Annotated in this window: 14 protein-coding genes; 4 read left to right on the forward strand and 10 right to left on the reverse strand. The window is 62.8% G+C overall.

The annotated features are described in order from the left end of the window. Window positions 1–3: 3 nt before the first annotated feature. Window positions 4–918, reverse strand: coding sequence for a hypothetical protein (locus CFP68_RS04305; RefSeq protein WP_145953394.1), 915 nt, complete (start codon window positions 916–918; stop codon window positions 4–6). A gap of 138 nt (window positions 919–1,056) precedes the next feature. Beyond that, window positions 1,057–3,750, reverse strand: coding sequence for a preprotein translocase subunit SecA (secA, locus tag CFP68_RS04310; protein WP_099824921.1), 2,694 nt, complete (start codon window positions 3,748–3,750; stop codon window positions 1,057–1,059). 162 nt (window positions 3,751–3,912) lie between these two features. On the opposite strand from secA, the gene CFP68_RS04315 reads away from it, so the two are divergent. Genes CFP68_RS04315 through mutT form a run of 3 tightly spaced genes read left to right on the forward strand, consistent with a single transcriptional unit; the run spans window position 3,913 to window position 6,460 of the window. Beyond that, entirely contained in the window at window positions 3,913–4,764 is an 852-nt protein-coding gene (locus CFP68_RS04315) for a peptidylprolyl isomerase (protein WP_099824923.1), read from the forward strand. A 20-nt stretch (window positions 4,765–4,784) separates the two neighbouring features. Then, complete coding sequence (gene argJ / locus CFP68_RS04320; protein ID WP_099824926.1) at window positions 4,785–6,065, forward strand: bifunctional glutamate N-acetyltransferase/amino-acid acetyltransferase ArgJ; 1,281 nt, start codon at window positions 4,785–4,787, stop codon at window positions 6,063–6,065. Beyond that, the gene (mutT, locus tag CFP68_RS04325) at window positions 6,062–6,460 is read left to right on the forward strand and encodes an 8-oxo-dGTP diphosphatase MutT (RefSeq protein WP_099824928.1); all 399 of its coding nucleotides are present in this window, start codon (window positions 6,062–6,064) and stop codon (window positions 6,458–6,460) included. The genes argJ and mutT overlap by 4 nt, the downstream gene beginning before the upstream one ends. A 365-nt stretch (window positions 6,461–6,825) precedes the next feature. On the opposite strand, the gene infB is transcribed toward mutT, so the two are convergent. The 4 genes from infB to rimP are packed head-to-tail and all read right to left on the reverse strand — an operon-like array spanning window position 6,826 to window position 12,180. Continuing rightward, window positions 6,826–9,324 carry a translation initiation factor IF-2 gene (infB, locus tag CFP68_RS04335; RefSeq protein ID WP_099824933.1) on the reverse strand — a complete coding sequence of 833 codons (2,499 nt, stop codon included), beginning with the start codon at window positions 9,322–9,324 and terminating at the stop codon, window positions 6,826–6,828. Next, a complete protein-coding gene (locus tag CFP68_RS04340; protein ID WP_099824936.1) occupies window positions 9,321–9,953 on the reverse strand; it encodes an RNA-binding protein in 633 nt (210 codons plus the stop codon). The genes infB and CFP68_RS04340 overlap by 4 nt, the downstream gene beginning before the upstream one ends. 7 nt (window positions 9,954–9,960) lie before the next feature. After that, a complete protein-coding gene (gene nusA / locus CFP68_RS04345) occupies window positions 9,961–11,574 on the reverse strand; it encodes a transcription termination factor NusA (protein WP_099824938.1) in 1,614 nt (537 codons plus the stop codon). 3 nt (window positions 11,575–11,577) lie between these two features. Further along, window positions 11,578–12,180 (reverse strand): ribosome maturation factor RimP, encoded by a 603-nt coding sequence (rimP, locus tag CFP68_RS04350; protein WP_099825318.1) that lies wholly within the window; start codon window positions 12,178–12,180, stop codon window positions 11,578–11,580. A gap of 268 nt (window positions 12,181–12,448) precedes the next feature. Here rimP and CFP68_RS04355 point away from each other — a divergent pair, with 268 nt between their 5' ends. After that, window positions 12,449–13,549, forward strand: coding sequence for an AI-2E family transporter (locus tag CFP68_RS04355; RefSeq protein ID WP_241523945.1), 1,101 nt, complete (start codon window positions 12,449–12,451; stop codon window positions 13,547–13,549). A gap of 53 nt (window positions 13,550–13,602) precedes the next feature. On the opposite strand, the gene CFP68_RS04360 is transcribed toward CFP68_RS04355, so the two are convergent. Genes CFP68_RS04360 through CFP68_RS04375 form a run of 4 tightly spaced genes read right to left on the reverse strand, consistent with a single transcriptional unit; the run spans window position 13,603 to window position 19,017 of the window. Continuing rightward, window positions 13,603–15,147 (reverse strand): ABC transporter substrate-binding protein, encoded by a 1,545-nt coding sequence (locus tag CFP68_RS04360; RefSeq protein WP_099825324.1) that lies wholly within the window; start codon window positions 15,145–15,147, stop codon window positions 13,603–13,605. Between the two features lie 59 nt (window positions 15,148–15,206). Further along, entirely contained in the window at window positions 15,207–16,859 is a 1,653-nt protein-coding gene (locus CFP68_RS04365; protein WP_099824940.1) for an ABC transporter ATP-binding protein, read from the reverse strand. Continuing rightward, window positions 16,856–18,022 carry an ABC transporter permease gene (locus tag CFP68_RS04370; protein ID WP_099824943.1) on the reverse strand — a complete coding sequence of 389 codons (1,167 nt, stop codon included), beginning with the start codon at window positions 18,020–18,022 and terminating at the stop codon, window positions 16,856–16,858. The genes CFP68_RS04365 and CFP68_RS04370 overlap by 4 nt, the downstream gene beginning before the upstream one ends. Then, window positions 18,019–19,017, reverse strand: coding sequence for an ABC transporter permease (locus CFP68_RS04375; protein ID WP_099824945.1), 999 nt, complete (start codon window positions 19,015–19,017; stop codon window positions 18,019–18,021). Before CFP68_RS04375 ends, CFP68_RS04370 begins: the two co-directional genes overlap by 4 nt. Window positions 19,018–19,034 lie beyond the last annotated feature (17 nt).

Genomic DNA, 19,034 nt, shown 5'->3' on the forward strand with positions numbered 1-19,034 from the left:
CGATCAGTATTGGTTGGCGGCGATCTTCATATCTCGGAGGATGTTTTTCAACACCAGAATGCCATCGGTGCCGCCACAGTCCGGCGTTTCGATGGTGATCTGCGTTGCAGCCAGATCGCCGCCCAGACCGGGTTGCAGGATCTCGGCATTCAGATCGCGCCCACAGGTCCGTTCGGTGATCGCCGCTTCGATGCTCAGCCGGATCGCACCCCGGCGCGTGCTGTGTCCGGCCGGAAAGGTATAGATTTCGGCGATACGCGCGGCGGCATCTTCGCCGTTCCCCAACCGCAGGAGAAACCCGCCATCCGAACCCGACGCACCCGGCATCAGGCCGGGCGCCCCGCGCCAGACATGGCCGGCGTCGCCTGTGCCGGCACCGTATTCGCGGGCGTGAACGGTCAGGTCCGCATTGCCCCTGCTTTGAAGCACGATGCGCGAATGGCTGTGAAAGTCGGCGACGGCTGTGGTGGCGGTCAGCGTTTCGTCGGCCAGGACCACGCCGAATGTGGCGGTGGCGGAAAGTGCCGGCACAAGGCCGCTCCACCCGCCCGCATCCGACAGCGTGGTGTCAAAGACCATGGCATTGTGTCGAATCCTGACCGCGGCATCAGCGTGACAGGGCGCCGAGATCGTCAACATGACCAGCGATCCTGCGCGCGGCGTGGCCGTGACAGCGGAATCGCAATCCGCTTGGGCCGTCGGCGCCGCGGGTTGGCTGGACGCCGGCCCATCGCCGGATACCCCTGCAAGAAACGGTTCGCGCAGCGCATCGCTGGCGGTGTCGGAAACCATCGCGACCGGCCCGAGGTTCGCTTGTGCCGGTGATCGCACCATTTGCACCCCGACCCAGATGAATCCGAAGCACAGGGCGCCCGCGCCCATGGTCCTGATGATCGTTATTGCGACTTGGCCAAGCATTCTAAACCCCCTGCCCTGAACACCGGTCAGGTATCAGATACAATCGGGTCGAAATCGGGTCATTGTTCGGACAGCGGGCGGGCCATTCCGCGTTGATCGCAAATATCTGTCAAATCCCGCCGCGCTTGCGCAGCGGGATCAGTCGATCTGACCGTGGCAATGTTTGAACTTCTTGCCCGACCCGCAGGGGCACGAATCGTTACGGCCGGGGTTGCCCCAGGTCGACGGATCGTCCTCGACAAATCCCGTGGTCGGATTTTCCGAAGGCGCCTCGTGTTCGGGATCGGCGCCGGTCTGGGTCGCCTTGCGCTGGGCGATCATCTGTTCCAGCATCGCCTTCTGCTCTTCCGCGCTCATCGGGCGGATCTGCGACAGGCGCTTGGTCACGTCCTCGCGCAGAGAATCGAGCATGCTTTCGAACAGCTGGAAGGATTCGGTCTTGTATTCGTTCAGAGGATCGCGCTGCGCATAGCCCCGGAAGCCCACGACCGAACGCAGGTGTTCCAGCGTCAGCAGATGCTCGCGCCACTTTTCGTCGATGGTCTGCAACAGCACCTGCTTTTCGATCTGGCGCATGTTTTCAGGGCCGAACTGGGCCGCCTTCGACGCCATGAACTCGTCGCTGACCTTTTGCAGACGCTCGCGGATCACGCCATCGTCGACACCGTCTTCTTCGCACCACGCCATGACGGGCGCATCGACACCCAGACGTTCGATCGCGGCGACATACAGGCCCTCGCTGTTCCACTGATCGGCATAGGATTTCGCCGGGATGTATTCATCGACCAGATCGTCGATCACCTGATGGCGCATGTCCTCGGCGATTTCGGCCAGATCCTGGCTTTCCATGATGTCACGACGCTGGGCAAAGATCACCTTGCGCTGTTCGTTCATCACGTCGTCGTATTTCAACAGCTGCTTGCGCACGTCAAAGTTGCGGCCTTCGACCTTGGCCTGCGCCTTTTCCAGCGATTTGTTGACCCAGGGGTGAACGATCGCCTCGCCTTCCTTCATGCCCAGCTTGGACAGCACGTTTTCCAGGCGCTCCGACCCGAAGATCCGCATCAGATCGTCTTCCAGCGATAGGAAGAACGACGATTTGCCGGGGTCGCCCTGACGGCCCGACCGGCCGCGCAGCTGGTTGTCGATCCGGCGGGATTCGTGGCGTTCGGTGGCCAGCACATACAGGCCGCCGGCGTCCTTCACGCGGGTCTTTTCATCGGCCACCTCGGCTTCGATCCGGGCGCGAACCTCGTCCGGATTTGCGTCGGGATCGGATTCCAGCGCCTGCATCACCTTCATGTCGACGTTGCCGCCCAACTGGATGTCGGTGCCCCGCCCGGCCATGTTGGTGGCGATGGTGACGGCGCCGAACTTGCCCGCGTCGGCGACGATCTGCGCTTCCTGTTCGTGCTGGCGCGCGTTCAGAACGTTGTGCGCGATGCCTTCCTTGGTCAGCATCTCGGACAGGAATTCCGACTTTTCGATCGACGTGGTGCCGACCAGAACCGGCTGACCCTTTTCCTGGGCCTTCTTGATCGATTCGACGATGGCCTCGTATTTCTCGCGCGCCGTGCGATAGACGGCATCGTGTTCGTCGATCCGGGCGATGGGCCGGTTTGTCGGAACCTCGACCACGCCCAGACCATAGATTTCGGCGAATTCGTCCGCTTCGGTGGAGGCGGTGCCGGTCATGCCCGACAGCCGGTCATACAGGCGGAAATAGTTCTGGAACGTGACCGAGGCCAGCGTGACGTTTTCCGGCTGGATCGACACGCCTTCCTTGGCCTCGATGGCCTGGTGCAGACCATCGGACAACCGGCGTCCAGCCATCATGCGGCCGGTGAATTCGTCGATCAGCACCACTTCGTCGTCGCGGACAATATAGTCCTTGTCGCGCTGGAACAGCTTGTGCGCGCGCAAACCCTGGTTGACGTGGTGCACCACGGTGGTGCTTTCGGGGTCATACAGCGTCTGGCCTTCGGGCAGGATGCCGGCACCCGACAGGTGGCTTTCCAGAAACTCGTTGCCCTCTTCGGTATAGGTGACGTTGCGGGTCTTTTCGTCCAGCGTGAAGTGTTCGTCCTTCAGCAGCGGGATCACGGTATCGATGGTGCGATACATGTCGCTGCGGTCCTGGGACGGGCCGGAAATGATCAACGGTGTGCGGGCCTCGTCGATCAGGATACTGTCGACCTCGTCGACGATCGCGAAGTTGTGGGCGCGCTGATACATCTCGGACAACTCGGACTTCATGTTGTCGCGCAGGTAATCGAAGCCCAGTTCGTTGTTCGTGGCATAGGTGATGTCGGCGGCATAGGCCGCTTTCTTTTCGCCATCGGGCTGTCGCGGATAGACCGCGCCGCAGGTCATGCCGAGGGCGGCAAACACCTTGCCCATCCAGTCGGCGTCACGGCGCACGAGGTAATCGTTGACGGTGACGACATGCACGCCCTTGCCCGTCAGGGCGTTCAGATAGGCCGGGAAGGTGGCGACCAGGGTCTTGCCCTCGCCGGTTTTCATTTCCGCGATGTTGCCCTGGTGCAGGAAGATGCCACCCATGAGCTGAACATCGAACGCCCGCAGGCCAAGCGCACGGCGCGCGGCCTCGCGGCAGTTGGCAAATGCTTCGGGCAACAAGTCATCCAGGCTTTCGCCGCCCAGGGCCCGCTCGGCCAGGGTCCGGGTGCGGTCCTTGATTTCAGCGTCCGTCAGCTTTTCAAATTCGGGCTCCAGCGCGTTGATCTTCGCGACGAGGGGTTGCGTCGCCTTGACTTTGCGGTCGTTCGGCGTTCCGAAGACCTTTTTCGCGATGGTTCCGATACCCAGCATTGTAACTCCTGACGGCTTCGTGTGAGCGGATCGCTTGCCGATGCGCGCGGGCCACCCTAGAAACGGCGGGAAACGTGCCCCGCATGGCCATGGAGCGATGTAAGGGGCGCCCTTGTCAGTGTCAACGTCGCGGCCATCCAAGCCCGACAGGAAGGAACAACGATGAACACATTCCGCAGCCTCGCCCTTGCCGGAACCGTCCTTGCAGGATTGGCGGCGCCGCTTGCGGCACAGGACACACCGCCGTCGCCCGCGACGGTGGTTGCCACGGTCAATGGCACCGAGATCACGTTGGGTCACATGATTGCCATGCAACAGCGCCTGCCCGAACAATATCGCCAACTGCCCGACGATGTCCTGTTCAACGGCCTGCTCGAGCAGCTGATTCAACAGACCGCCCTGGGCCAGAGCGCCGACGGACCAAGCGCACGGGGCGAACTGATCCTCGAGAACGAGCGGCGCGCGCTGATCGCTGGTGAAGTCATCGAAAAGACCGCGAATTCCGACGTGAGCGACGACGAAATCCAGGCCGCCTATGACGCGGCCTTCGCCGATGCCCCGACCGGCGTCGAATGGAACGCCCGCCATATCCTGGTCGAAACCGAAGACGAGGCCAAGGAACTGGTCACCGCTTTGGAAGGCGGCGCCGACTTCGCCGAACTGGCCAAGGAAAAGTCGACCGGTCCCTCGGGCCCGAACGGCGGCGAGCTGGGCTGGTTCAGCGAGGGCATGATGGTGCCCGAATTCGAAAACGCGGTGAAGGAGATGAGCGTCGGCGCGATCTCGGAACCGGTCAAGACGCAGTTCGGCTGGCATGTCCTCAAGCTTGAGGATTCGCGTCAGAAGGAAGCGCCCAGCCTGGAAGACGTGCGCGAGCAACTGACCGACGAGGTGCGCCAGCAGAAGATCGAGGCACTGGTGGCCGAGGTCACGGACGCCGCCGACGTCACCCGCGTTGAACCCGGCAAGATCGATCCGGCGACGATTCGCGACGCATCGATTCTGAACCAGTGATCTGACCAGGGGAAACGGACATGAGCGACCAGAAAAACCCGACTGCGGCCAAGACCAAGGCTGCCAACCCCGTTTCCCCGCTGGCCCCCAAGGGCGGTTTCCCCGCTCTGCCCGTCATTGAGGGCGTGCGTTTCGCCGCCATCGCCGCCGGTGTCCGGTATCAGGGACGGCGCGACGTGATGCTGGCGGAACTGGCGCCGGGCACCGCGATGGCGGGGGTGTTCACCCGCTCGGCCACACGCTCGGCCCCTGTTCTGGATTGCCAGGACAAGATCGGGGGGGATTGCACCGAAGGCGCGGCCATCGTCGTCAACTCGGGCAACTCCAACGCCTTCACCGGTGCGAACGGGCGCGACGCCGTGGCAAGGATCACGAAGGGCGCGGCAGATGCATTGGGCGTGCCCGTGACGCGCGTCTTCTCATCCTCGACCGGCGTCATCGGCGAGCCGTTGAAATACGAACGCATCCTGGACAAGCTGCCCGAGTTGAAACAGGCACTGTCGGCCGACGCCATCGCTGACGCCGCTGCCGCGATCATGACGACCGACACCTTTCCCAAGGGCGCGACGGCAACCGCGGATGTCGACGGGCAGACGGTGAAGATCGCCGGCATCGCCAAAGGATCGGGCATGATCGCCCCGGACATGGCGACGATGCTGGTCTATATCTTCACCGACGCCGCCGTGGATCAGGCGGTCCTGCAAACGCTGGTGTCGCGAAATAATGACCGGACTTTCAACGCCATCACGGTCGACAGCGATACATCCACATCGGACACCGTTCTTGTGGTGGCCACGGGGAAGGCCGGAAACGCGCCCATCACCGCCACCGACAGCGACGCCGCCCGCGCGTTCGAGACCGCCTTGCACGATGTCATGCTGGATCTGGCGCATCAGGTCGTGCGCGATGGCGAAGGGGCGACGAAATTCGTCGCCGTTCAGGTCACCGGCGCCGACAGCGATGGCGATGCCCGCCGCGTCGCCATGGCCATCGCCAACAGCCCGCTGGTCAAGACCGCGCTGGCGGGGGAAGATCCGAACTGGGGCCGCGTGGTCATGGCCGTCGGGAAATCCGGCGCCAAGGCCGACCGCGACCGTCTGGCGATTCGGTTCGGCGACAATATCGTCGCCGAAAACGGCTGGGTTTCGCCCGCTTATTCCGAAACCGACTGCGCCGCCTACATGAAGCGCGACACGCTGGAAATCGGCGTGGATCTTGGGATCGGCGCGGGGCAGGCCACCGTGTGGACCTGCGATCTGACACATCAGTACATCGCCATCAATGCCGACTATCGGTCGTGAAGACGGTTCTGGTGTCCGCTGTCGCGCTGGTCGATGTCGACGGCCGCGTTCTTGTCGCGCAGCGCCCGCCGGGCAAGACCATGGCGGGCCTGTGGGAGTTTCCGGGCGGCAAGGTCGAACCCGGCGAGACTCCCGAGGCGGCGTTGATCCGTGAATTGCACGAGGAGTTGGGAATCGACACTTGGCAAAGCTGTCTCGCGCCCCTCACCTTTGCATCCCACGGATATGACGATTTCCACCTTTTGATGCCGCTTTATGTTTGCCGCCGCTGGAAGGGGATACCGCAGGCGCGCGAAGGCCAGACTTTGAAATGGGTGCGCCCGAACGACCTGCGTGATTATCCCATGCCGCCCGCGGACATACCGTTGATCGCCATGTTGCGCGATCTGCTTTGATCTGATCCGAACACCGCCCAATGACCCGGCGGATTGCCTAAAATTCATGCATTTATTTCGGATATTTGCCGATTTTATTCATGGTTTGAAAACGACTCTCCGTTAGTCTGATGGGACAAGTATAGGGGAGTAACACTTGTGGCACAGACAATCACGATCGGAAGCTGCGTTTCAGTTCATGGAATGACCGTTCGCGCACTCGACGACGGGCGGGTCGTCGTGCGGGTTGGCGAAGCGCTTTATGCCGGGCATCCGGTGGCACCATCGGTCGCTGCCGATCACGTCTGATACGATACGCCTTCAGCAAAAAAAGGGGACCGCATCGGATGATGCGGTCCCTTTCATTTTTTGCGATCAGACGCCAATCACGTCAGATTGCGTTCGACTTCCTCACGGGTGAAGATCTCGATCACATCCTTCGGCCGGATGTCGTCATAGTTCTCGAACGCCATGCCGCATTCCTGGCCAGACTGCACCTCGGTCACTTCATCCTTGAAGCGCTTCAGCGTTTTCAGCGTGCCCTCGTGGATCACCACGTTGTCGCGCAGCAGACGCACGCCAGCGGACCGGCGGGCGACGCCTTCGGTAACCAGACAACCGGCAACCGTTCCGACATTGGAAACCTTGAAGACTTCCTTGATCTCGGCATAGCCAATGAACGTCTCGCGGACTTCCGCGCTCAGCAGACCGGAAGCCGCCGCTTTCACGTCATCCACCAGATCGTAGATGACCGAGTAATAGCGGATCTCGACACCTTTCTGGTTGGCGGTGTTGCGGGCCGATGCGTTGGCACGGACGTTGAAGCCCATGATCGGCGCGCCGCTGGCTTCGGCCAGACCGACATCGGTTTCGGTGATCGCGCCCACACCATAGTGCAGGACGCGCACGCGCACCTCGTCGTTGCCGATCTTTTCCATCGCCTGCACGATCGCTTCGGCCGAGCCCTGAACGTCGGCTTTGAGCAGGATCGGCAGTTCGGCGACGGTCTGATCCGCCTTCGCCTTGGCCATCATCTGTTCCAGCGTCGTCGCGGCACCGGCGGTGGCGCGCTTCTCCTTGGCGGCGTTCTCGCGATATTCCGCGATTTCGCGGGCCTGTGCCTCGGTTTCGACCACGTTCAGCGTATCGCCCGCTTCGGGCGTGCCGTTCAGGCCCAGAACCTCGACCGGGACCGACGGTCCGGCCTCGTCCACACGCTCGCCCTTGTCGTTGACCAGCGCGCGGACCTTGCCCCATTGTTCGCCGACGACAAAGATATCGCCTTTGCGCAGCGTGCCGTTCTGAACCAGGACCGTCGCAACCGGTCCGCGACCGACGTCAAGCTGCGCCTCGATCACGGCGCCCTGGGCGGCGCGGTCGGGGTTTGCCGTCAGGTCCAGAAGTTCCGCCTGAAGCCCGATGGCCTCGAGCAGGTTATCCAGACCCTGACCGTTGATCGCCGACACTTCGACATCCAGAACATCGCCCGACATCTGTTCGACGACGACTTCATGCTGCAACAGGTCAGTCCGCACCTTGGTCGGGTTCGCGGCGGGGCGGTCGATCTTGTTGATCGCGACGATCATCGGAACACCGGCCGCCTTGGCGTGATTGATCGCCTCGACGGTCTGCGGCATCACGGCATCGTCAGCCGCAACCACCAGGATCACGATATCCGTCACCTGTGCACCGCGCGACCGCATGGAGGTGAACGCCGCGTGACCGGGGGTGTCGAGGAAGGTCAGCAACTGCCCGGCTTCCGTCGTCACCTGATAGGCGCCAATATGTTGGGTGATGCCACCGGCTTCGCCCGCGACGACCTTGGCCTTGCGGATCGCATCCAGAAGCGACGTCTTGCCGTGGTCCACGTGGCCCATGACGGTGATGATCGGCGCCCGCGGCTTGAGATCTTCGGGCGCATCTTCCACCTGGTCGATCACGTCCTCGACGTCCGAATCCGAAACGCGCACCACCTTGTGACCGAATTCCTCGATCACCAGTTCGGCGGTATCGGCGTCGATTGCCTGATTCTGGGTCGCCATAACGCCCTCTTTCATCAGAAATTTGACGACATCGGCCACACGTTCGGCCATCCGCACCGCCAATTCCTGGACGGTGATGACCTCCGGCAGGTTGACGTTGCGCACGATCTTTTCGCGCTCGACCTGTTGGCCCATCGCCTTCTGACGCGCCCGCTCCTGCTTGCGCTTCATGGCGGCCATCGACCGCTGCCGTCCGCCTTCGCCACCGGTCAACGCCTGGTTCAGCGTCAGCTTTCCCGAGCGACGCGAATCGACGCGGCCCTTGTTGGCCTTGGCGTTGCGGTCCTGGCTGTCGCGGTCGTCCTTGCGCGGCGTGGGCTTGCCGCCGCCACGGGTCGGCTCGGGCGCACCGGCGGCCATGTCGGCGGGGCTGGGCGCGGCCGGCGCGGGGGCGTTCGCACGCGCCTTGGCCTCGGCCTCTTCCTTGAGCCGCCGCGCGTCTTCCTCGGCCTTGGCCTTGGCGCGCTCTTCGCGCTCGCGTTCCTCGGCTTCCTTCGCCTCGATCTCTGCACGACGACGCTCACGCTCTTCGGCGCGGGCCTTTTCCTCGGCTTCGCGCTTGGCGGCCTCCTCGGCCTCGTTCGCGCGGGCGGCGGCAAGCGCCTTCATCCGGCGTTCGAGTTCGGCGTCGGTTATGCCTGCGGGACGCTTGGACGGGTCACCGCCCGCCGGGCGCCGCTGGCCCGTAGGTTTTTCTGCCGTCGGTTTCGGGACCACGACACGCTTGCGCTTGGTCTCGACCACGACACTCTTGGTCCGGCCATGGCTGAAGCTTTGCTTCACCTGCCCGGAGCGCGGTCCGCTCCGGAGGCCCAGAGTCTTTTTGCCGTCATTGTCGCTCATGTGGTCTTCTTTACCTTTCCGGTGGCGTCTCCACCGACATCTTCCCGAACGCCTGAAAGCCGCACGGCGTCCTCTCTGAATCGATCAGCCAGGCCGCCTGCGGAAAGCGCCGCATGTATCACATGTTCCCGACCGAATGCCAAACCCAATTCTGGCGCGGTCAGAATGTCGAAAAACGACCCCCGTCCGCCGGGTGGCCGCAACTTGGATTTTCCCCGCGCCGACCCATCCGAGGCCTGAACGAGAATGGCCACCTGATCCTTGAGCAGCCAGTCCTTCACCTTTTCGTACCCGGCAATCGCACGACCCGCCTTGCGGGCCATCGCCAGCCTGTCGATCACCCGGCGCAACAGCGCGGCCTCGACATCGCCCACCAGATCGTCGGGCAGCTTCACCTGCTTTTTCGCACCGCGGGAAAACAGGTTCTTCTTCACCGCCAGGGCCAGCGCGTCACGCTCGGCGCTGACCCAGATGCCCCGGCCCGGCAGTTTCTCTGCCACGTCAGGATAGATCAAATCGTCCGGCCCGACAACAAATCGGATCAGACCCCGTTTCGGGTGCACGTCCCCCGTCGCGATGCACTTGCGCTCGGGGTCCGTGTAATCCTTTTCCTTGCCGCCGCGGGACATATCGTTCCTATTCCCCGGCCTCGTCTTCGGTGATCGCTTCGTCTTCCTCGTCGCCGGTCAACTCGTCCGGGTCGACCCAGCCCAACTGGATCCGGGCGGTCATCACCATGTTCTGCGCTTCTTCCAGGGACACTTCGAACTTTTCGAGAACGCCGTCGTCCTTGTGGCGTTCGCCATCGACCGTCGTCCAGCCGCCGGCCAATTCCCAATCAGCGCAGGTGGCAAAGTCCTCGAGGGTTTTCACCCCGTCTTCGGCCAATGCCTCGATCATCTGGGGTGTCAGACCCTCAAAGTCAACCAGGCTGTCCTCGACACCCAGTTCGCGGGCATGATCCAGCGCCTTCTTGTTCAGCGCATCCAGGTAATCCTTGGCGCGCGCCTGAAGCTCGGCGGCGGTGTCGTCGTCCACGCCGTCGATCACCATCAGTTCGTTCGCGTCGACATAGGCGACCTCCTCGAGCGAGGTGAAGCCTTCCGAAACCAGAAGCTGGGCAAAGAATTCGTCCAGGTCCAGCGTGTCCATGAACAGCTTGGTGCGCTCTTCGAACTCGGCCTGACGGCGCGCGCTTTCCTGTTCCTCGGTCATGATGTCGATGTCCAGCCCGGTCAGCTGCGACGCCAGACGCACGTTCTGGCCGCGACGGCCGATGGCCAGCGAAAGCTGTTCGTCGGGCACCACGACCTCGACCCGCTCGGCCTCTTCGTCGAACACGACCTTGCTGACCTCGGCGGGTTGCAGCGCGTTGACGAGGAACGTCGGGATATCCTCGTTCCACGGGATGATGTCGATCTTTTCGCCCTGAAGCTCGTTCACGACGGCCTGAACGCGGCTGCCGCGCATACCGACGCAGGCGCCCACCGGGTCGATCGAATTGTCATAGGAGATGACGGCGATCTTGGCGCGCGATCCGGGGTCGCGGGCGACCGCCTTGATTTCGATGATGCCGTCATAGATTTCCGGCACTTCCATCTTGAACAGTTCCGCCATGAACTGCGGATCGGTCCGGCTCAGGAAGATCTGCGGGCCGCGCACCTCGCGGCGCACCTCGCGGATGTAGCACCGCACGCGGTCATTCGGGCGATAGCTTTCGCGCCCGATCTTGTCGTTGCGGCGCAGGATGCCTTCGCCACGGCCGATATCGACGATGACGTTGCCGTATTCCTCGCGCTTGACGACACCGTTGATGATGGTGCCGGCGCGGTCCTTGAATTCTTCGTACTGGCGGTCACGCTCGGCTTCGCGGACCTTCTGCAGGATCACCTGCTTGGCGGACTGGGCGGCGATCCGGCCCATTTCCACCGGCGGCACCTCGTCGGTCAGCTCATCGCCGACCTTGGGATCGGCCATGTGTTCCCTGGCCTGCTCGACCGTCATCTCGGCCTGGTAATTTTCCAGCGCGTCATCCTCGACCACCGTGCGCACACGGGTGAACGTCGCGCGACCCGTCTTGCGGTCGATGTGGACGCGGATGTCCATTTCGGACCCGTAGCGCGACTTGGCCGCCCGGGCGAGCGATTCTTCCATCGCCTCGACCACCAGTCCGGGGTCGATCATCTTTTCGCGGGCCACGGCCTCTGCGGTCTGCAAAAGCTCAAGCTGGTTGGCGGATGTGATGGCCATCGCTCAATTCTCCCTGGGTGTCTTGTTGCGCGTTTCGTCTTCGTCGTCGTCCAGCACGGTTTCCACCGCGTCGAACTGTGATTCATCAATTTGTCCGTTGTCCTTGCGGGTGCGCAGGACATCGCGGATCAGGTCTTCGGTCAGGACCAGCTTGGCGTCCGACAGCCAGTCGAACTGCAACCCGATGGTGCCTTCCTCGATCTCGATCAGAACTTCCGAGCCGTCGATCCCGGCCAGGATGCCCTTGAACCGCTTGCGGCCCTCGATCATCTCCGACGTCTCGATCTTGGCCTCGTACCCTTCCCAGTCGGAAAAATCCTTGAGCCGGGTCAGCGGGCGGTCGATGCCGGGGCTGGACACTTCCAGCGAATACGCCTCTTCGATGGGATCCTCGACGTCCAGATGCGCCGAGACGGCGGTGGAAATCGTCGCGCAATCATCGACCTCGATGCCGCCGTTCGGACGGTCGGCCATGATCTGGACCGTCGGTGTCTTGCCGCCCATGTAACGGACGCGCACCAACTCGAACCCCAGATCCTCGATCACGGGGGTGATGACGTCGGCCAGACGCCGGTCGATGCTGGCCTTGGCGATCATGTCGGACATGGCTTCACCTGTTGGGTTGATGGGGTTCCGCCCTGCGGCGAACACAAAAAAACGGGCGCGCGGCCCGTCACAAGATCCGGTGGAACGATCAGGTTTGGACCCCGACGCGCCGCTATTGATCGGCTGATACGATGAAAAAACGGCATTTGCAAGGATCAGTTTCCGCCCGTGGTTCACGCCCCCGTGAAAATAACCCGACCACGCGGGAACCGGAAGGCAACGGCAAGGCTTGTTCCCGATAATCCTTCCTTGAAAGCGATGCATCCCCTTGTCGGAATCCGAGCCCAGCACCTCTGCGGTCGAACTCAGAAAGATCCGGATCGCCTTGTCGTGGCTGCTGGTCTTCGTGGCGTTGACCAGCATCTATTTCGCGCGCGAGCTGATGTTGCCGATCTTCATGGGGCTTGTCATCGCCCTGACCTTCACACCGGTGGTTCGCAGCTTCCGGCGCATCGGCGTGCCGCCGCCGGTCAGCGCGGTCCTGCTCATGGTGGTTCTCGGCACCACCGGCTTTGTCGTCGCCTATTTCTCCAGCGGTCCGATCTCGGAATGGGTCGAGGAACTGCCCGAGCTGGGGGATGAGCTGAAGCGCAAGCTGGCGCGGCTGTCGGCCTCGGTCGAAAAGATCCGGGATGTGTCGGAGGACGTCGAGAAGATCACCGAAGGCGACGGCGCGAACAAGCCACGCGAGGTCGCCGTCGATCGTCCCGGTTTCCTGAGTTCGGCCGCCAGCAGCGCGGTGACCGTCGTGACGACGTTGGTGGTGGCGCTGGTGCTGGCGACGTTCCTGTTGGCCTCGGGCACCATGTTTCACGAAAAGCTGGTGCAATCCTTCAGCCGCTTCCAGGACAAGAAGAAGGCGCTTCAGGTCGTCAAGGACGTGGAAAAGCGCATTTCGCGGTATCTGTTCAGCATCACCGTCATCAATGCCGGCCTGGGCCTGTGCATCGCCGGGGCCATGTGGGCCGTGGGTTTGCCGAATCCGCTGATCTGGGGCCTGCTGGCGTTTCTTCTGAACTTCCTGCCGTTCATCGGCGCGGTGGTCGGCACGGTCCTGGTCGGCGGGATCGCGATCCTGTCGTTCGATTCCATCGGATACGCACTTGTGGCGCCGGCGTCGTATTACCTGCTCACGGCGATCGAGGGCCAGTTCGTCACACCGCTTCTGCTGGGCCGGCGTCTGGAGCTGAACACGGTTTCCGTCTTTCTTGCCGTCGTGCTGTGGGGATGGCTTTGGGGGGTGCCGGGGGCCGTTATGGCGGTGCCGTTCCTCGTGACGTTCAAGGTGATCTGTGACAGCGTGCCCGGCCTTCGGATCGTCGGGCACTTCCTGGGCGCGGAAGGATTGCGCATCCCGGACCCGGAATGAAACACGCCCCGCCGAAACCGGCGGGGCGTCCTGTCATGACCTCACAAGGTCGATCAGGCGAACCACCACCGTTCGATCAGGCGCGAGCCGTCCATCTGGAACGTGTTGCCGATGGTACCTGAATTGGTCAGCTTGGTCGAATGGGCGTCGACAAAGTTGGCGTACATCGGGATGACCGAACCACCTTCTTTCGAACACAGCATCTGCATTTCGGTATACATGTCACGACGCTTGCTTGAATCCAGCTCGGTCCGGGCCTGGATCAGAAGCGACTGGAACCGCTCGTTCTCCCACTTGGTATCGTTCCACGGCACGCCGGTTTCATAGGCCGACGAGAACATCCAATCCTCGGTCGCGCGGCCCGACCAATACGACGCGCACCACGGCTTCTTGATCCAGACGTTCGACCAGTATCCATCGGCCGGTTCCTGCACCACGTTGATGTCGATGCCCGCCGCCTTGGCCGATGCCTGATACAACTGCGCGGCGTCCACGGCCCCGGCATAGGCGGCGCTGGAGGCCGACAGATCGACCGCCAGGCCGTCCATCCCCGCCTCTTTCAGCAGGGCCTTCGCCTTGTCGGGATCATAGCTGTTCTGCTCGAGGTCCGCGGCGTAATACTGGTTCGCCGGCCCGATGGGATGGTCGTTGGCCACGGCACCATGCCCCATCAGGATCTTGTCCACCAGTTCCTGACGGTTCACGGCATGTTTCAGCGCCTGACGCACCTTCAGGTTGGTGAACGGATCGACGTTGGTCAGCATCGGGAAGGTGAAATGCTGGTTGCCGGTCACCTCGAAGATATTGACCATCGGGTTCGCCTTGATCAGCGATTCGGTCTTGAAATCGACGCGGTTGGCGGCGTCGATCTGGTTGGTCAGCAGCGCCGACATCCGGGCCGAACTGTCGTTGATGGCGATCACCTCGACCTCATCGAACCAACCGGCCTTGCCGTCCTTGTAATGGCTGTCGACGCGCTTGCCGACAAAGCGCACGCCGGGATCGAAGGCTTCGACACGGTACATGCCGGTGCCGATGCCCTTGGCGATCGCCTCTTCGATCTGGCCCGCCGGATACATCAGCAGGTGATAATCCGACAACAGGAACGGGAAGTCGGCGTTGCCGTTCTTCAGCGTGATCTGGATCTGCAGATCGCCGGTCTTCTTCATCTCGGCGATATTGTCGACGATGGGCTGCGCCGCCGACTTCGACCCTTCGGCCACGTGCATGTTCAGCGATTCGATCACGTCGTCTGCACCGAACGCCTTGCCGTTGTGGAAGGTCACACCGGGGCGCAGATCGAAGGTCCAGGTCTTGGCCTCGGCGCCCGCTTCCCAATTGGTGGCCAGTTCGCCGACCAGTTCGCCCTTGGCGTTGATCTCGGTCAGGCAGTCGAAGACACAGCCGAATCCGCACATCACCATGAAGGTGTCGGAATGGGTGCGCCCGTCCCAGCTGTCCGAGGTGTTCGCGCCGGCCAGGCCCAGCCGCAGCTTGCCGCCCCGCTTGCCCTGGGCCATCAAGGGAAATCCGGTCGCCGCCAGCACGCCGGCGGCGGTGCCGGTGCGCAGAAGTCCGCGTCTTGAGATGTTGGTCATGGTGTTCTCCCTGTTGTGTTCTGTTCTCTGTGTTTCAGACGTATCGGCCCCGCGCACGGTCACATCTTGTCGATGGCCGCATCGCCGAGGTTGTCGGCCCCGCGTTCGGCCAGCAGATCGGTCAGCCAATCGGGGTCCATCTCGGGCACCGAGGACAGCAGAAGGTCGGTATAGGGGTGATGCGGCGGGCGGAACATTTCGGCCTTGCCCCCCTGTTCGACAACCTTGCCATCCTTCATCACGACGACCTCGTCCGCGATGGCCTTTACCGTCGCCAGATCGTGGGTGATGAACATATAGGTCAGGCCCAGTTCATCCTGCAACCGCGCCAGCAGTTTCAGGATCCCTTCGGCCACCAGCTGATCCAGCGCCGATGTCACCTCGTCGCAGATGATGAACCGCGGCTCGGCGGCCAGCGCGCGGGCGATGCCGACGCGCTGTTTCTGGCCGCCCGACAATTCCGACGGCAGGCGGTGGTAATACTGGTCGGGGTCCAGTTCGATCTGGTTCAACAGGTCGTTGACGCGGGCCCGTTTCGCCCGGCCCTTCAGACCCATGTAGAATTCGACCGGCCGCCCGATGATGTCACCGATCCGCGTCTTCGGATTCAGGGCGGTGTCGGCCATCTGATAGATCATCTGGATCTGGCGCAGCTGGTCTTTGGTCCGCTTGCGGTAATCGGCGGGCAGGGGCGTGCCGTCGAACTCCACCATCCCCGAACGCGGCGGCAACAATCCGGTGATGCACCGCGCGACGGTCGACTTTCCGCTGCCCGATTCGCCCACCACGGCCACCGTCCGTCCGGTGTGCATGTCGAAGCTGACGTCGCGCAGCACGTCCACCTTGCCATAGGCGGCGGTGATCCCGCGCACCGAAACCAGCGGCACGGATCCCTCCGCCACAGCCGGTTTCACCGGCCGCGCAAAGCTGCGCACGGCCCACAGCGACTTGGTATAATCCTCGGTCGGGTGTGCCAGCATCGTTCGGGTATCGGCGGTTTCGACCTCATCCCCCTTCAGCAGCACCTTGATGCGGTCGGCCATCTGCGCGACCACGGCCAGATCGTGGGTGATATAGATCGCCGCGGTGTCGAATTCGTCAACGATGCGCCGGATCGCGGCCAGAACCTCGATCTGGGTGGTCACGTCCAGCGCAGTGGTCGGTTCGTCGAACACGATCAGATCTGGGCGGCACGACATCGCCATGGCCGTCATCGCGCGCTGCAACTGCCCACCCGACACCTGATGCGGATACCGAAACCCGATTTCATCGGGGTTCGGCAGGCGCAGCTTGGCGTAAAGCTCCATGGCGTCGGCCTGGCTTTCGGCTTTGTCCATCACGTCATGGGTCACCGGAGCTTCGGTGTGCTGGTCGATGATCTTGTGCGCCGGGTTGAACGACGCCGCCGCCGATTGCGCGACATAGGCGATCCGCTTGCCCAAAAGCGCGCGTTTCGCATCAGCCGAGGCGGACACCAGGTCCTGCCCGTCGAACACCACCGAACCGCCCGAAATCCGGCATCCGTCACGGGTGAATCCCATGGCGGCCAGACCCACGGTCGACTTGCCGGCCCCCGATTCGCCGATCAGGCCCAGAACCTCGCCCCGGTGCAGGTCCAGATCGATGCCGTTGACGATGGGCAACCACGTCTCGTCGCTGCGCCCCTCGATCCGGAGGTCGCGAATCTTCAGCAGGGGTGCATTATCGTTCATCCCTTCAACCCCGACGATCTGTGCAGCATCCAGTCGACCACGAAATTCACCGCCACCGTCAGCAGGGCAATGGCCCCCGCCGCCATCAGCGGCAAGGCCGCCGTCAACGGAGAGAACGCGGCAAAGTTGATGAACTGCGACAGGTCGCGCACCATGGTGCCCCAATCGGCCAGCGGCGGCTGGATCCCGACGCCAAGGAAAGACAATGATGCGATGGTCAGGAACACGAAACAGAACCGCAGACCGAATTCCGCCAGCAGGGGCGCCGTGGCATTGGGCAGGATTTCGCGGAAGATCAGGTATCCCATGCCCTCGCCGCGCAGTTTTGCCGCCTCGATATAATCCATCACGACAATGCTGGAGCCGACCGCCCGCGCCAGGCGATAGACGCGGGTGGAATCGATCACGGCGATGATGACGACCATGTAAACGGTCAAAAGCCACTTTTCAGACCCCGCCCAGGCCGACGCGATGGTCATCAGCAACAGCGCAAAGATCAGCGACGGGATTGCCATCAGGACGTCGACCATCCGGCTCAGCAGATTGTCCAGCCAACCACCGACCGTCGCCGCCAGAAAGCCCAGCGTGCCGCCCAGAAGGAACGCCAGAACCGTGGTGGCAAAGGCGATGCCCACCGTATTCTGCGCGCCATAGATCAGGCGGCTCAGCAGATCACGACCGATCTGGTCGGTGCCCAGCGGAAATGCCGGATCGCCGCCCAGCGCCGGGTCGCCCCCGGGCAGGACGTTGACGTTGGCGAACACCTCGGCCTGTCCGTGGGGCGCAAGAACACCGGCGAAGATGGCAACGATGGCGTAGATCAGGATCGTCAGGATGCCGAAGCTGGCGGTCAACGGCATGGCGCGAAACTGACGCCGCACGCTGTCCGGTCCGACATGGCGACCGATGAACCGGAAGATCCACGCGGCAATGGCGAATCCGATGATTCCCTGCACCGCCCAGCGAAAGAACACCGCCGCCTCGACGAAGAAAAATGCGTAGATCCCCCAGACCACAACGACCGCGCCCAGCGCATAGCCAAAGGCGGTCGACAGATCCATGTCGCGGAAAGCTGGCCGACCTGTGGCGCGGCCCGCCGCGCGAAACACCCATCCGGCCGCGATCAGCGCAACCACCCCGACGATGATGTAGACGACGATCATTTCGGGTGCCTCAGCCGGGGATTGGACAGGATCGACAGAATGTCGGCCAGCAGGTTCAACAGGATATAGGCCGACGCGAAAATCAGACAGCACGCCTGAACCACGGGAATGTCGCGAATCTTGACCGAATCCACGAACAACTGCCCGATGCCGGGATAGACGAACACCACCTCGACCACGACGACGCCGGTGATCAGATAGGCCAGGTTCAGCGCGACCACGTTGATGATCGGCGCCAGGGCGTTGGGCAGCGCATGGCGCACGATCACCCGCATGGGCGACAGCCCCTTCAGGCGCGCCATTTCGATATAGGGCGACGCCAGCAGGTTGATGATCGCCGCCCGCGTCATGCGCATCATGTGCGCCGTCACCACAAGCGTCAGCGTCAGCGCGGGCAGCATCGTCTTCTCCAACCGCTCGCCAAAGCCCATGCCGTCATAGATGTTGGACAGCGACGGCAGCCATGGGTTCAGCACCGCCAGAAACAGGATCAGAATATACGCCAGAAAGAACTCGGGCGACGAGATCGACGTGAGCGTCGCCATGTTGGCAACCTTGTCGAACACCGAATTGCGGTAGAGCGCGGCCAGAACTCCGATGATCAGCGACACGGGAACCGCGATCGCCGCCGTCACGCCAGCCAGGAACATGGTATTGCGAAACCGCGGGACAAGGGTGTCGGCGACCGATGCCATGCCGGCCCCGGCATCCGATCCCACGAAGCTGGCGAAATTCGCCTGGGCGAAACTGGTGCCCAGATCGCCGCGCACCGCATCGGCCAGCCATTCCAGATAGCGGCTGACAGGTGGCTGATCCAGTCCCAGGTCATGCCGGATCGCCGCCACCGCCTGTGGCGTCGCGCCCTGGCCCAGGATCGCCTCGGCAAAATCGCCGGGCAGCATGTTCACAGCGGTGAAAATGACGATGGAAACAATGAAAAGCGTCAGCAAGCCAAGGCCAAGCCGTTGCAAGACGATGCGCGTCACGCTTCCCAAGTATCCATCCCCGATTT

This window comes from Oceaniglobus indicus (assembly GCF_002751875.1).
In the GTDB taxonomy this organism is placed as follows: Bacteria; Pseudomonadota; Alphaproteobacteria; order Rhodobacterales; family Rhodobacteraceae; genus Oceaniglobus; species Oceaniglobus indicus.

Coding starts and splice junctions, on each gene's coding strand:
- nusA (WP_099824938.1), bottom strand. CDS start 11,574: ATGGCCATCACATCCGCCAACCAGCTTGAGCTTTTGCAGACCGCAGAG.
- CFP68_RS04340 (WP_099824936.1), bottom strand. CDS start 9,953: ATGTCCCGCGGCGGCAAGGAAAAGGATTACACGGACCCCGAGCGCAAG.
- CFP68_RS04305 (WP_145953394.1), bottom strand. CDS start 918: ATGCTTGGCCAAGTCGCAATAACGATCATCAGGACCATGGGCGCGGGC.
- argJ (WP_099824926.1), top strand. CDS start 4,785: ATGAGCGACCAGAAAAACCCGACTGCGGCCAAGACCAAGGCTGCCAAC.
- CFP68_RS04365 (WP_099824940.1), bottom strand. CDS start 16,859: ATGAACGATAATGCACCCCTGCTGAAGATTCGCGACCTCCGGATCGAG.
- CFP68_RS04360 (WP_099825324.1), bottom strand. CDS start 15,147: ATGACCAACATCTCAAGACGCGGACTTCTGCGCACCGGCACCGCCGCC.
- infB (WP_099824933.1), bottom strand. CDS start 9,324: ATGAGCGACAATGACGGCAAAAAGACTCTGGGCCTCCGGAGCGGACCG.
- rimP (WP_099825318.1), bottom strand. CDS start 12,180: ATGTCCGACATGATCGCCAAGGCCAGCATCGACCGGCGTCTGGCCGAC.
- CFP68_RS04370 (WP_099824943.1), bottom strand. CDS start 18,022: ATGATCGTCGTCTACATCATCGTCGGGGTGGTTGCGCTGATCGCGGCC.
- CFP68_RS04315 (WP_099824923.1), top strand. CDS start 3,913: ATGAACACATTCCGCAGCCTCGCCCTTGCCGGAACCGTCCTTGCAGGA.
- secA (WP_099824921.1), bottom strand. CDS start 3,750: ATGCTGGGTATCGGAACCATCGCGAAAAAGGTCTTCGGAACGCCGAAC.